The following is a 13,216-nucleotide window of genomic DNA, read 5'->3' on the forward strand; positions in this document are numbered from 1 at the left end:
TAGAGGGTATGATCGCGACAGAAGAGAAGGAGACTTTCCATGAGCTGGCAGCCCTCGACCGATCCCGAACTCGGCGATCCCAAGACCTGCGACGCGCTGGATCTGATCATCGTGCCGCGCACCCGCGATCTCGGCGACGGCTTCGCGGTGCGCCGTGCGCTGCCGCATGGCAAGCGCCAGATGGTCGGGCCCTTCATCTTCTTCGACCATTTCGGTCCGGTGCAATATCTCGCCGGCAAGGGCATGGACGTGCGGCCGCATCCGCATATCGGGCTCGCCACCGTCACCTATCTGTTCGACGGCAGCATCATGCACCGCGACAGCGAGGGCAACATCCAGGAGATCCAGCCCGGCGCGATGAACCTGATGACCGCGGGGCGCGGCATCGCGCATTCCGAGCGCACCCCCGACGTGCAGCGCCGCGACGGCCAGAAGATGCTCGGTCTGCAAAGCTGGATCGCGCTGCCGGCCGGCAAGGAGGAGATCGCGCCGTCGTTCCAGCATTATGGCGCGGGCGACCTGCCGATGATCTCGGAGCGCGACTTCACCGCGCGCGTCATCGCCGGCTCGGCGTTCGGCATCAGCTCGCCGGTCAGCATGGTGTCGCCGTGGTTCTACACCGAGGTGACCGCGCAGGCCGGCACCTCGGTGCCGCTCGACCCTGATCACGAGGAGCGCGCGATCTATCTCGTCGACGGCGAGGTCGAGATCGCGGGCGATCGCCACGAGGGACCACGGCTCCTGATCTTCCGGCCCGGCGACCGCATCACCGTGAAGACGCTGCGGCCGACCCGCATGATGTTTTTGGGCGGCGATGCCCTGGAAGGGCCGCGCCACATCTGGTGGAATTTCGTCTCGTCCTCGAAGGAGCGGATCGAGCAGGCCAAACAGGACTGGAAAACCGGGCGTTTCGTGCAGGTTCCGCACGAACACGAGTTCATTCCGCTGCCGGAGTGAGCTATTTCCTGTGTTAGTCTTCGGCGCCCGCACGCCTCGTGCGGGCGCACGTCTTTGAACACCGCGTCTTTGAGAAACGAGCCCGGAAAGACCCCGCCCATGACCGCGATGCTCTCCAGCGATTTGCCCCTGCCCCGGATCGGCCGCGGCAAGGTGCGCGATATCTACGCCGTCGGCGACGACCGTGTGCTACTGCTCACCACCGACCGGATCTCGGCATTCGACGTGGTGATGGCGGAGACCATTCCGATGAAGGGCGCGGTGCTGACCCAGATCAGCGCCTGGTGGTTCCGGCAGCTCGAAGGCACCGTGCCGCATCACATGATCAGCGCCGATGCCGACGAGATCATCCGCGCTGTGCCTGAACTCAAGGACCATCACGCCGACATCCTCGGGCGCGCGATGCTGTGCAAGCGCACCACTGTGTTCCCGATCGAATGTGTGATCCGCGGTTACATCTCCGGCTCGGCCTGGAAGGAATACGCGGCCGAGGGCACGCTCGCCGGCGAGAAGCTGGCGGCGGGCCTGGTCGAAAGCCAGAAGCTCGAGCCCGCGATCTTCAGCCCGGCGACCAAGGCCGAGGCCGGCCATGACGAGAACATCACGGTTAAGCGGGTGCGCGAGATCCTGGGCGACGACGTCGCCGCGACGCTCGAGAAGATGGCGCGCGACGTCTACGCTTACGGCGAGCAGACCAGCCGCGCCCGCGGCATCATCATCGCCGACACCAAGTTCGAGTTCGGCCGCGACAAGGACGGCCGTATCATCCTGATCGACGAGGTGATGACGCCGGATTCGTCGCGGTTCTGGGCGGTCGATGCCTACAAGCCCGGCCAGCCGCAGCCGAGCTTCGACAAGCAGCCGCTGCGCGACTATCTCGACGTCGAGCGCCACGCCGGCCGCTGGAACGGCGACGCCCCGCCCCCGCCGCTGCCGGCGAGCGTGGTGGATGCGACCAGCAAGCGGTACCTCGAAGCGTATCACCGCGTGACGGGGACCGAGCTGAAGGTCTAGCGGCATCGTCGGCGCGTTCGCTCTATCACCGTCACCCCCGCGCAACGGCTTTGCCGTTGTCGCTGGAGGTGCGAGCGGAGCGAGCCTCGAAGGGTCGACGGCCCGGCTGTGGCCGTGCATCCTTCGAGGCTCGCTGCGCTCGCACCTCAGGATGACGGGGTGAGAACGCGCTACGCCTGCATCACCCGACTGCATCACCCCATTAGGCCAGGTGAATCCCATTCATCCCTGTTGAGGACAAACCTTTTGTCCGATCATCCGCATCGCTGCACTCTCCGCCTAAACGGAGAGTGCGCGATGCGGCAATTGACTTATATCGGCGGCAACAAGGTTGAATGGTGGGACGTTCCCCCGCCGAGGCTTCAGGATGACCGCGACGCGCTGGTGCAGCCGCTCGCGGTGACGCGCTGCGATCTCGATCTTGCGATCGTGCACGGCCGATCGGGCCTCGCCGGCCCATTTGCGCTCGGACATGAGACCGCGGGCCGCATCGTCGAGATCGGCGGCGCGGTGAAGAATTTCGCGCCCGGCGATCTCGTCATCGTTCCGTTCCAGATCAGTTGCGGCACTTGCGACCGCTGCCGGCGTGGCCACACCAATGCCTGCACGGCGGTGCCGTTTCGCTCCTCCTACGGGCTGAAGCCGGTCTGCGGCGTGGAGTATGGCGGCGGCCTATCCGACCTCATCCGCGTGCCGTTTGCCGATCACATGCTGGTTCGCCAGCCGAACGGCCACGCCCTGTCGCAAACCGCAGGACTGGCCGATGGCGCGACCGACGGGTTCAGCGCGGTGGCGCACTGGCTTGCGCAACGGCCCGGCGCCGATGTGCTCGTGATAGGCGGCTTCGCGCAATCGCTCGCGCTGTTCGCGGTGCAGGCGGCGGTGGCGCGCGGTGCAGGCCGCGTCGTCTATCTCGACGACCACGCGCCGCGCCTCGCCAAGGCGAAGTCGCTCGGTGCCGACATCATCGAAGCCCCAAGCGGCCTGTCGATGGAGCCGCCAGGCCTGTTCCCGATCGTGATCGATGCGGCCGCGACCGACGCCAGCACGCTGCTGGCATTCCGCGCGACGGAACCGAATGGCATCTGCCAGCGCATGTATGGCGACTTCGCCGAGACCACGCCGGTGCCGCTGCGGCATATGTATGGGGTCGGGATCACGTTGAAGGTCAGCCGCGTCAATGTTCGCGCCGAACTGCCCGACTGCGTCGCGCATGTGACGGCAGGACATTACCACCCGGAGCATGTGATCACCCGCCGCGTCCGTTTCGAGGATGCGCATGAGGCGATCGGGGACCCGACCATCCGCGTCGCCTTCGTTCGTGATGGCATTGCCTGACCGGGACCATTAGGTTGGCTCCAACTAACAAACCCAGGGAGCGCCCCATGTCCGATGCCGATACCGTGCTCGTCGAGCGCGATGGTCCTGTCACCATCATCTCCATCAACCGTCCGCACAACCGCAACGCCGTCGACGGCGCCACCGCACGCAAGCTGTATGACGCGTTCCTGGCCTTCGACGCCGACGCAAGCGCATCGGTTGCGGTGTTCACCGGCACCGGCGGATATTTTTGCGCCGGCGCCGACCTGAAGGCGGTGGCGGCCGGCGATCCCGAGAAGAAGCGCGAGGTCGGCGGCCACAACACGATCGCACCGATGGGACCGAGCCGGCTGCGGCTCTCGAAGCCGGTGATCGCCGCGATCGAGGGCTTTGCGGTCGCCGGCGGCATGGAGCTTGCGCTGTGGGCCGACATGCGCGTCGTCGCCGAGGACGCGACCTTCGGCGTGTTCTGCCGCCGCTTCGGCGTGCCGCTGATCGACCTCGGCACCATTCGCCTGCCGCGGCTGATCGGTCATTCGCAGGCGATCGATCTGATCCTCACTGGCCGCCCGGTCGCAGGGCCCGAGGCGCTCCGCATGGGGCTCGCAAACCGCTTGGTGCCGAAGGGCGAAACACGCACGCTCGCCATCGCGCTCGCCAAGGACATCGCGAAATTCCCGCAGAACTGCATGCGCGCCGACCGGCTGTCGGCGCTGCGGCAATGGGACCTCGACGAGGAAGAGGCGATCCGGAACGAGATGCGCGGCGGGCTCGAGGTGATCGCGTCAGGCGAGACGCTATCCGGCGCGGCGCGCTTCGCCTCGGGTATCGGCCGCCACGGCGCATTCGGCAACGAGGGCGGGAATGGGTAGTCCCACAGCGCCAGCCTTTGCGTTCCTGCTGCCGACGTGCTGAGCTGTCGCGCCATTCCGAAAGCAAAACGATGCCCGCAACCGAGCTGAAGACATTCACGACATCCGATTTCCGCCTGGAGAACGGCAGCGTGCTGGGCGAAGTCACCGTCGCGTACCGCACCGTCGGCACGCTGTCGCCCAACCGCGACAATGTCGTGCTGGTCACCCACGGCAACACCAGCGGGCCGCAGATGATCGATCCCGGCGGATCGACCGGCGAAGGCAGCTGGAACGAGATCGTCGGCCCCGGCAAGGCTGTCGACACCGACAGCCACTTCGCGATCTGTCCGAACATGCTGGGCTCGTCCTACGGCTCGACCAATGCGGCGAGCATCGACCCGCGGACCGGCCGGCGTTACGGGCCGCGCTTCCCGGACATCACCGTCAGCGACATCGTCGCCACCCAGCGCGCGATGCTCGATGAACTCGGCATCGACAAGCTCGTTGCGATCGTCGGTCCGTCCTATGGCGGTTTCCAGGCACTGCAGTGGGCGGTGAACTATCCCGACGCCATGCGCGGCATCGCTGCTGTCGTCACCGCGCCGCTGGTGCCGCGCGAGCGCGCCGAGGGCAATGTTGCGCGCCTGATGGCGGCGCTGTCGCAGGATCCGAACTGGAACGGCGGCGACTATTACGATCACGGCGGCGTGCTCGAAAGCATGATCCAGATTCGCGCCGCGACGCTGAAGAGCTACGGCATCGAAACGCGGCTGCGCGATACGCTGACCGATCCCGCAGCGATCGAGGCCGCGATCCGCGCCGAGGCGGCGGAATGGGCCAGGGGGTTCGACGCCAATTCGCTGCTGACTCTGGCCAAGGCGCTGCGCGGCTTCGACGTCACGGCGCAGTTCGGACGGATCAAGGCCAAGCTGCTCTATGTCCTGTCGCGGACCGACAAGCTGTTTCCGCCGGAGCTTGCGCCGCAGGTGATGCCGGCACTGAAGGCCGCCGGCGTCGACGCCGATTATTTCCTGCTCGACAGCGACTACGGCCACTCCGCATCGGGCCGCGACGCGCACAAATGGGCGCCGCGCTTGCGCGCGTTCATGGACAGCCTCGGCTAGACAATCGGACCGCATCGATCCATCCGATCCGGGAACCCGCACCCGCCCCTCCCCGCAACCGGGAGGGACGAAACTGCGCGCGTTGAGAATAGGCTGTCACAAAAATCCTGTTGTCGTCCTGCGCCGGGCTCGTCTACGACTGACGGCGAAAGTTTCAGGACATTTTTCAACGTGATTAGTCGATCGCTTTATTTCGGCTCGCGCGCGCGGCGGGCCATGCACGACGTTATCGGCGGCAGCGCCGCCAGTGTGCTCGGGATCACGTTCGGCCTGTCCTACGCACTGCTGATCTTCGCCGGGCCATTGTCGCCCTATCTGTCATACGGCGTCGCGGCGACATTCATCTCCTCAGCGGTGCTTGCGGCCTTGATTGCCCTCGGCAGCTCGCTGCCCTTCGTGGTCGCCGGCCCTGACAGCTCGACCGCGGCGGTAACGGGGATCCTGATGGCCTCGCTGGTCGAGCGCATCAATGCCACCAACCCGACGGCGCCGCTGCTCGCACCGGTGCTGATCACGCTTGGGCTCTCGACCATCGTCACCGGCATCCTGCTGTGCTGTCTCGGGCTGACACGGTTCGGCCGCGCCATCCGCTACGTGCCTTACCCCGTGGTCGGCGGGTTCCTGGGGGCAACCGGCCTGCTGATCGTGCTCGGCGCGATCAGGGTGATCACCGGCTACCCCGTGCAGCTCGGCACGCTGTTCCACTTCACGAATATCATCACGATCTCCGAGCTGAGCGCCGCATGCGCGATGGCGCTGGTGCTGTATCTGACCTGGCATCGCTCGCGCACCCCGTTTGGCCTGCCGATCATCCTGGTCTCCGGCGTGATCGTGGCGCATCTCGCATTCTGGATCATCGGCATCACGCCGGAGGAAGCCCACCTGACCGGCTGGACCTTTGCGCCGCCGCCGGCATCGACCTTCAGGCTGCCCTGGCACGCGGCCGAGCTCGCGCAGTATCCATGGTCGGCGGTGCCGGACCTGCTCGGCAACATGATCGCGGTTGTGTTCGTCACGGCGGCGAGCACATTGTTCAACACCACCGGCATCGAGGTCGCGGTGCATCGCGAGGCCAATCTCGAGCGCGAGCTCAACATCACCGGCTTCGCCAACATCGTGACCGGCGCACTGGCCGGCTATGCCGGCTGCATTTCGGTTAGCCGCTCGATCCTGAATTTCTCCAGCGGCGGGCGCGGCCGGCTGTCGGGCCTGACGGTTGCGGCGATCTCGCTGCTGATGCTGGCCGTGGCGCCGCAGCTGCTCGGCTACATGCCGAAATTCGTGCTCGGCGGACTCCTGATCTATCTCGGCGCCGACCAGCTGCACAAATGGATCATCGAATCGCGCAAGCGGCTGTCGCAAACCGAGTATCTGTCGCTGCTCGCGATCATCGTCATCATCGTGGCCTGGGGCTTCGTGCCCGGCATCCTGATCGGCATCATCATCGGCTGCGCGACCTTTGCGCTCAGCGCGGCGCGGGTCGAGGCGATCAAATACGGCTTTGACGGCTCGGAGTATCGGAGCTCGCTGGATCGCTCGCGCGACGACCGCGAGGTGTTGTCGGCCCATGGCGGCAAGATCCAGGGATTGACCCTGCAAAGCTACCTGTTCTTCGGCTCCGCCAACCGGCTCTACCAGCACGTCAAGGCGCTGCTGCGCGAGCACCCGGAGTGCCGCTATCTGCTGTTCGACTTCAAGCTCGTCACCGGCGTCGATTCATCGGCGGTCTACAGCTTTGCGCAGATCAAGCGCAGCGCGCACGAGGTCGGCGTCGAGCTGGTGCTGGTGCACCTGTCCGCCAAGGCCGAGCAGGTGCTGCGCGCCAGCGACTTCATCACCGAAGGCGTCACCGTGATCGACGAGCTCGACCATGCACAGGAATGGTGCGAGAACCAGATCATCGCGCAGCACCAAGAACTTGCGCAGGAAGAGGCCGACCTGCGCGGCTGGTTCACTGGACTGCTCGACAGCGAGGGCGACGCCGACGCCCTGATCCGGCGCTGCCAGCGCATCGAGGTCGACGCCGGCGAGGTCATCGTGCACGCCGGCGACGCCGCCGATTCCATGCACTTCATCCTGGACGGCCGCGTCGGCATCATGGTGGCCGCCGACGACGGCCGCTCTACGCGGGTGCGCAGCCTCGGCCGCTACACCACGATCGGCGAGATGGGCCTCGTCGCGCACACCCCGCGCAGCGCGACCATCCAGGCCGAGACGGCGAGCGTGCTCTATGTGCTGAACACCCACCAGTTCACGGCGATCCGCGACGAGGACCCCGAGCTCAGCCACAAGCTGCTGACGTATTTCGTGTCCGTGATGGCGGAGCGGCTGACGTTTGCGAATCGTACCATTGCGGTGCTGCGGCGCTGACAGCGCATAGCCCGGATGGAGCGAAGCGCAATCCGGGGATCTCGCGAGCGACGACATAGATCCCGGATTTCGCTTCGCTTCATCCAGGCGACAGCGACGAACTACAGCAACCCCCGGCTTTCGCTCGCAGCGAGCTGCTCCATCAGCGCCCTGTCATCATAGCGCGCGAGCGAGAGGCTGCGGGCGAATCCCGGCACGGGCGCGCCGACGACGGCGCGGGCGCAGAGATCGCCGGCGGCACAGGCGCCCATCGTGCCGTAGCCCGACAGCGCGGTGGCGAGGAAGACGCCCGATGTCTTCGCCGCGCCGATCAACGGCCAATTTTCCTTCGTCATCGGATAGTAGCCGCCGTAATGCACGCGGTCGCGCGGCAGCACGCCGAGATATTGCGCGAGCCGTGGCTGCAGCCGGCTCGCCGCGCGCAGCACGACTTCGGGAAAATAAGGGTTCAGCTCCGGCTCGCGCACCGGCGCCGTGGTCTGCTCGGCATTGAAGGCCCAGCCGAGCTTGATCCACTCGCCGTGATCGCCGCCGTCAGGCCGGCAATGGATGCTGCCCGGCATCGGCGCCAGCAGGCGCGCGAATTCCGGCGCCGCGGACAACGCCTCGCGCTCGTCATCGGACCACGCCAGCGTCTGGCCGTCGAGATCGATCGCAAACGGCATCTTGCGATCGACCGCACGGTGGCGGTCGGCGAACGCGATCTTCTGCTGCAGTACATTGACGATCGGAAGCGCTTCGCCATGCATCGCCGCGACATGCGCGGCGAACGGCCCCGCGGCATTGACGATGATATCTGCCTTGATGGTCTGTCGCACGCCATCGGCCAGCACGTCGACGGTGAAGCGATCGGTCCTCGCGATGCCGACCACCTTCGCTTGCTGAAACTGCGCGCCCAGCGGACGCATGGTCTCCAGCATGTACTGGCCGAGCTGCTGGCCGCTGATGTCGCCTGCCCGGCGGATATGCAGCGCGGTCGAGACCGCCTTGTCGAAGGTCGGGTAATGCGCCGCAATCAGATCGCGGCCGAGCAGAACGTCGACGCCGTCAGGTGCGCTCTGCCAGTCCGCCGAATGCGGTGGCACGTAGCCGCGGCTCGATCCTTCATGCAGGCGGATCAGCTTCGCGGCTTGCTCGCCATAGCCGGCGGAGAGCTGCTGCAGCAATTCCTCAGGTTTCTCCTCGCGCGTGACCAGAAGATAACCGCGCCGCGTCATGTGGATGCGGTTGTCGCTGCGGCGCGCGATCTCCTCCATCAGGTCGGTGGAATGATCGGTGAAATCGGCCATCGTCGGATGCGGCCACCAGTTGCGGTAGTTCTCGCCGGACTGCGCCGAGGTCAATGCCATCGGCTGGCCTTCGTCGACGATGAGCAGGCGCGCACGCTTGTGCTGGACGGCGAGGTAGTAGGCCGTGGCGATGCCGACGATGCCCGCACCGATCACCAGGATTTCGACGTCATTGGTCTTCACGCGTGGTCTCCCAGAGGCCCGCAGCGGGCCTGCGATGATTTGAATTGTCCCAGCGATCAGATCGGACGTTCGGGGCCCGTATCGCGCAACGCCTGGCGCTGCGCCGAACGCAGCGTCTTCTGCGTCTCCTCGATGTGATCGCGCAGCAGGCGGACGGCCTTCTTGACCTCGCCGTCGCGGCAGAATTCGAGCAGCCGGTAGTGCTCGCGTTGCGGACGCTCCTTGCCGGTCGCCTGCGACACCAGCGCCCGCGTGAAGCGGCCAACGTGGCCGTAATTCGCCTCGATCATGCTGAGCAGCCGCGGGCGATTGCACGGCGCGTAGAGTGTGGCGTGGAATTTCCAGTTGAAGGCACCCCATTGCGCCGGATCAGGCTCGGCGTCGTAGGCGCGGAGGATTTTCGTCGCCGCCTCGAGATCGATCTCACCCATCGCGGGGATCGCCAATCGCAAGGCGTGGCATTCGAGCGCAATACGGATCTCGAGCAGCTCGATCACCTCGTCGATCGACAGGTCGGAGACGACAGCGCCGCGGTTGGGCAGGAAGGTCACAAAACCCTCGGCCTCGAGCTGGCGCAGCGCCTCGCGCACCGGGATGCGGCTGGTGCCGAACCGGGCAGCAAGCTCGTCCTGACGGAGCTGCAGTCCGGGCGCGAGCTCGCCGGAGCTGATCGCGGCCCGCAGCGCCTCGCGCACGGCGTCCGGCGCGGAACCGTGGGGTCCGGGCCCTCGATAGCTGGCGGCGGTCGCTGGTTCCATCCGACTTTCTCTTCTCGCTGGTGAGCCAAGTCAGGATATCCGGCTTGGTCATGATTGTATAAAATCAGATTGCTGATTATGCAATCCTATGTATAAAATCTTGACCTATCGTATCCAATTCTGCCGGCGTCCGCGAGCACCTGATGAGCAAAGCATTCAAGCAATTGATCTACCTAGCCTTTCTTGCGACGACGGCATCAACACCGGCGCAGGCCCAATCGCCCGGCGGGACACTGGCCAAGATCCGCGACATCGGCGAGATCCGGCTCGGACACCGCGACGTCTCGGTCCCGTTCTCCTATCTCGACGACAACCAGAAGCCGGTCGGCTTCGCGATGGACCTCTGCGCGCGGATCGTCGAGGCGGTGAAGAGCGAGCTCAAGCTGCCGGCGCTGCAGACCAGGCTGCAGCCGATCCAGCTCTCCACCCAGATACCGCTGATCGAGAACGGGACCATCGACATTGTCTGTGGTCCCGCCACCAACACGCTGGAGCGGCAGAAAGTCGTCGCCTTCAGCACCACGATCTTCGTGTCGAGCATCCGCGCGGTGGTGCAGAAGGACGCGCCGATCAAGACCTTCGAGGATCTCGGCGGCCGGCCGGTCTCGCTGACCTCGGGCTCGACCTCGATCGGTCTATTGAGCGCACGCGCCCAGGCGAAGAACTTTCAGACCAAGAACATCCTGACCCCGGATCATGCCGCATCGTTCCTCGCACTGACCACGGGGCGCAGCGACGCCTTCGTGATGGACGACATCCTGCTCGCGAGCCTGATCGCGGGCAGCCCCAATCCGTCCGACTGGCGCATCATCGACGACAGCCTGCGCACCGAGCCCTACGGGCTGATCATCCGCAAGGGCGATCCGGAGTTCAAGGCGCTGGTCGATCGGACGCTGGCTGCCATGATGAAGAGCAACGAATTCCAGGAGCTCTACGCGAAATGGTTCACGCGGCCGATTCCGCCGAAGAACGTGAACCTGAATTTTCCGATGACGGCGCCGCTGAAGGACGCAGTCGCCAATCCGAACGACAAGGGCGTGTGATCGGCAATCGCGGGCGCGCGGCGGATGTTTCGCAGCGAAATCGCGACAACGAATGGCCGCCGCGGCACCAGCTTGTAGCGCGCGACGGCCTTTCGACGCTTCCCTAGAAGTCGACCGTCATGGAGAGCCACAGCGTGCGCGGCATGCCGCTGATCACATAGCCGGTTGGATTGCCGATCCAGTAGTGCTTGTCGAACAGATTGGTCAGTGACGCCCTGAACGTGGTCGGGCGCCCCGCGAGGGTCGTGGCGTAACGCGCACCGATATCGAAGGTCGCCCAGGCGGGGACGCTCTGGAAATTGTCGGCGCTGACATAGGCCCGGCTGGTGTAGATGGCGCGCGCCGTCGCGGTGAGGCCCGGCACGAAGGGCGTATCCCATTCGACGCCCAGATTGCCCTGCAGGTCGGGCGCGCCGATCGCCCGATTGCCGTCGTAGAGGTGGCCTTGCGTCTGGGTGAGCCGGGCATCGAGCCAGGTCACGCCGCCGAGGACGCGGACGCCAGGCGCGACCTCGCCAAAGGTATTGAGCTCAACGCCGCGGTTTCTCTGTTCGCCATCGAGGCTGTAGATCTTGGTGATGGGATCGATCACACCGCTCGGCAGGCTGATCTGGAATGCCGAGAGGCTCGCACCGAAGCCTCCGAGATCGAGCTTCGTGCCGACTTCAACTTGCCGGGTCTTGAAGGGTGCGAACACCGCATTGGTGTTCACCGCGCCGGAAGGCGGCGTCGGCCCCGGCGTCAGGCCTTCAATGTAGTTGGCATAGAGCGAGAGCTGTTTGATCGGCCGCACCACCAGCGCGATCGAAGGCGACGTTGCGCTGTCGTCGTAGCGCGTCGTTTCCAGCCCGGTGACAGGATTGAAGCTGTTGGCGATCACCTGCTGTTGGCGTGCGCCCACGATCACTTGCAGAATGCCCCCCATGGTCGTGATGGTATCGGCAACGCCGACGCTGCGCAGCCCGAGGTATCCCGACTTGCCCTCCGGGAACGTCGATACCGGCGTGCCAGCCGTCGCCAGCAAGGTCGGTCGGTAGATGTTGGTCAGGTAGGTCGCGTAGTTGGTCTGGCCGAGCCAATCGGTCCGGTCGAGCGCGCTGCCGCTGACGACGACCTCGTGGCCGACGGGCCCCGTGTCGAAACGCGCACGGACGCCCGCCTCGCCGGAGACGCCCTCCGACTTGCCGGTCTGGAATCGGGATGTACCCAAGGCATCGCCCGCGGTATTGAGAATCGTCGCGCCGGGATCTTCCTGCTTGTCGTAGCGGAACTGGTTGGCGCCGATCGCGCCAAACACGGTGACGCTGTTGCTGAGATCGTATTCGGCCCTGGTCAAGCCGGTCAGGCTCTGCGAGCGCGCACGGTCAAACGGCTGTGCGAGATTGATGCGCGGATCGGGGGCCTTCGGCATGGCGATGCCGGGCAGCGGCGTGTAGCCGCGCTGGGCGGCCTTCATCCAGTCGTCCTGGGAGATGATGTCCGCGGACCAGCGAAAGCGTTCGCCATGATAGTCGACGCCGAGCGAGCCCACGCCGTTGCGCGTGGACTGCCGGTCGATGGAGGTGTTGCCGCCGTCGATCCCGCCGTTGAAGCGAACGCCCCACTCCTTCTGTTCGCCATAGCGGCGGGCGAGGTCGAGCTCCGTTCCGAAACGTCCATCCGAAATGTAGCCCGCGGTCAGGCGCGTGAGGTCTTCCGCGGCCCGCTTGGTCACGACGTTGACGGTGCCGCCGATGCTGCCTTGCGGGGCCATACCGTTGAGGAAGGCTGCCGGTCCCTTGAGCAGCTCAATGCGCTCGATGGGAGCCGGGTTGACGCGATAGGCCGGAACGAGGCCGTAAAGTCCATTCAACGCGATTTCGCTGTTCTCGACCCGGAAGCCGCGGATGGTCAGCGCGTCGTAACGGTTGCTGCTGCCGATCGCAGCGCGCACCGACGGATCGGAATTCGTCAGCACCTCCGCAACGCTGGTTGCCTGCTGATCGCGGATCGTCTTCTCCGTGTAGCTCGTCAGGCTGTACGGCGTGTCCATATAATCCTTGTTGCCGAGCAGGCCGAGTTGCCCGCCGCGCGCGACCTGGCCGCCGATATAAGGCACGGGCAACGCCGCCTGCTGCGCACCGGCCGTCGGCGTGGCCGCGGGTGTCTGCACGTGCTCACGCCTGCTCGCCTGATGCGATGCCGACGAACGCGCCGACCGTGACGATGACGGCCTCCGAACCGGCGTGGCGCGATGCTGTGGCGCGGCCACGACGACCGGCGGAAGCGGCGCAGCACCGCTTGCGGGTGGTTGCTCCGGCGACT

General features: G+C 65.8%; 10 protein-coding genes. 7 read left to right on the forward strand and 3 right to left on the reverse strand.

Translation table 11 applies throughout. The features are described 5' to 3' along the window. Positions 1 to 39 precede the first annotated feature (39 nt). From ACVIGB_RS30605 to ACVIGB_RS30630, 6 genes are all read left to right on the forward strand, one after another. Positions 40 to 957 carry a pirin family protein gene (locus tag ACVIGB_RS30605; protein ID WP_092120588.1) on the forward strand — a complete coding sequence of 306 codons (918 nt, stop codon included), beginning with the start codon at positions 40 to 42 and terminating at the stop codon, positions 955 to 957. Positions 958 to 1,056: 99 nt separating this feature from the next. Further along, positions 1,057 to 1,971 carry a phosphoribosylaminoimidazolesuccinocarboxamide synthase gene (locus tag ACVIGB_RS30610; protein ID WP_456719852.1) on the forward strand — a complete coding sequence of 305 codons (915 nt, stop codon included), beginning with the start codon at positions 1,057 to 1,059 and terminating at the stop codon, positions 1,969 to 1,971. A gap of 297 nt (positions 1,972 to 2,268) precedes the next feature. Then, a complete protein-coding gene (locus ACVIGB_RS30615) occupies positions 2,269 to 3,309 on the forward strand; it encodes a zinc-dependent alcohol dehydrogenase (protein ID WP_456719851.1) in 1,041 nt (346 codons plus the stop codon). Positions 3,310 to 3,356: 47 nt separating this feature from the next. Further along, complete coding sequence (locus ACVIGB_RS30620) at positions 3,357 to 4,163, forward strand: crotonase/enoyl-CoA hydratase family protein (protein ID WP_207834341.1); 807 nt, start codon at positions 3,357 to 3,359, stop codon at positions 4,161 to 4,163. A gap of 71 nt (positions 4,164 to 4,234) precedes the next feature. Then, a complete protein-coding gene (locus tag ACVIGB_RS30625; protein ID WP_456719850.1) occupies positions 4,235 to 5,269 on the forward strand; it encodes an alpha/beta fold hydrolase in 1,035 nt (344 codons plus the stop codon). Positions 5,270 to 5,485: 216 nt separating this feature from the next. Next, on the forward strand, positions 5,486 to 7,639 hold the full coding sequence (locus ACVIGB_RS30630) for an SLC26A/SulP transporter family protein (RefSeq protein WP_456725041.1): 2,154 nt from the start codon (positions 5,486 to 5,488) through the stop codon (positions 7,637 to 7,639). Positions 7,640 to 7,740: 101 nt separating this feature from the next. Here the strand turns inward: ACVIGB_RS30630 and ACVIGB_RS30635 are convergent, their stop codons facing one another. Then, a complete protein-coding gene (locus ACVIGB_RS30635; RefSeq protein WP_456719849.1) occupies positions 7,741 to 9,111 on the reverse strand; it encodes an NAD(P)/FAD-dependent oxidoreductase in 1,371 nt (456 codons plus the stop codon). A gap of 56 nt (positions 9,112 to 9,167) precedes the next feature. Further along, a complete protein-coding gene (locus ACVIGB_RS30640; RefSeq protein ID WP_456719848.1) occupies positions 9,168 to 9,869 on the reverse strand; it encodes a GntR family transcriptional regulator in 702 nt (233 codons plus the stop codon). A 143-nt stretch (positions 9,870 to 10,012) separates the two neighbouring features. On the opposite strand from ACVIGB_RS30640, the gene ACVIGB_RS30645 reads away from it, so the two are divergent. After that, positions 10,013 to 10,912, forward strand: a complete 900-nt coding sequence (locus ACVIGB_RS30645) for an amino acid ABC transporter substrate-binding protein (RefSeq protein ID WP_456719847.1) — start codon at positions 10,013 to 10,015, stop codon at positions 10,910 to 10,912. A 103-nt stretch (positions 10,913 to 11,015) separates the two neighbouring features. On the opposite strand, the gene ACVIGB_RS30650 is transcribed toward ACVIGB_RS30645, so the two are convergent. Further along, positions 11,016 to 13,064, reverse strand: coding sequence for a TonB-dependent receptor (locus ACVIGB_RS30650; RefSeq protein ID WP_456719846.1), 2,049 nt, complete (start codon positions 13,062 to 13,064; stop codon positions 11,016 to 11,018). Between the last annotated feature and the right edge of the window lie 152 nt (positions 13,065 to 13,216).

It is taken from the genome of Bradyrhizobium sp. USDA 4341, from assembly GCF_054063755.1.

Bases quoted from the DNA above. Each gene is read 5' to 3' on its own strand.
- ACVIGB_RS30605 (WP_092120588.1), top strand. From the start codon at position 40: ATGAGCTGGCAGCCCTCGACCGATCCCGAACTCGGCGATCCCAAGACC.
- ACVIGB_RS30610 (WP_456719852.1), top strand. From the start codon at position 1,057: ATGACCGCGATGCTCTCCAGCGATTTGCCCCTGCCCCGGATCGGCCGC.
- ACVIGB_RS30615 (WP_456719851.1), top strand. From the start codon at position 2,269: ATGCGGCAATTGACTTATATCGGCGGCAACAAGGTTGAATGGTGGGAC.
- ACVIGB_RS30620 (WP_207834341.1), top strand. From the start codon at position 3,357: ATGTCCGATGCCGATACCGTGCTCGTCGAGCGCGATGGTCCTGTCACC.
- ACVIGB_RS30625 (WP_456719850.1), top strand. From the start codon at position 4,235: ATGCCCGCAACCGAGCTGAAGACATTCACGACATCCGATTTCCGCCTG.
- ACVIGB_RS30630 (WP_456725041.1), top strand. From the start codon at position 5,486: ATGCACGACGTTATCGGCGGCAGCGCCGCCAGTGTGCTCGGGATCACG.
- ACVIGB_RS30640 (WP_456719848.1), bottom strand. From the start codon at position 9,869: ATGGAACCAGCGACCGCCGCCAGCTATCGAGGGCCCGGACCCCACGGT.
- ACVIGB_RS30645 (WP_456719847.1), top strand. From the start codon at position 10,013: ATGAGCAAAGCATTCAAGCAATTGATCTACCTAGCCTTTCTTGCGACG.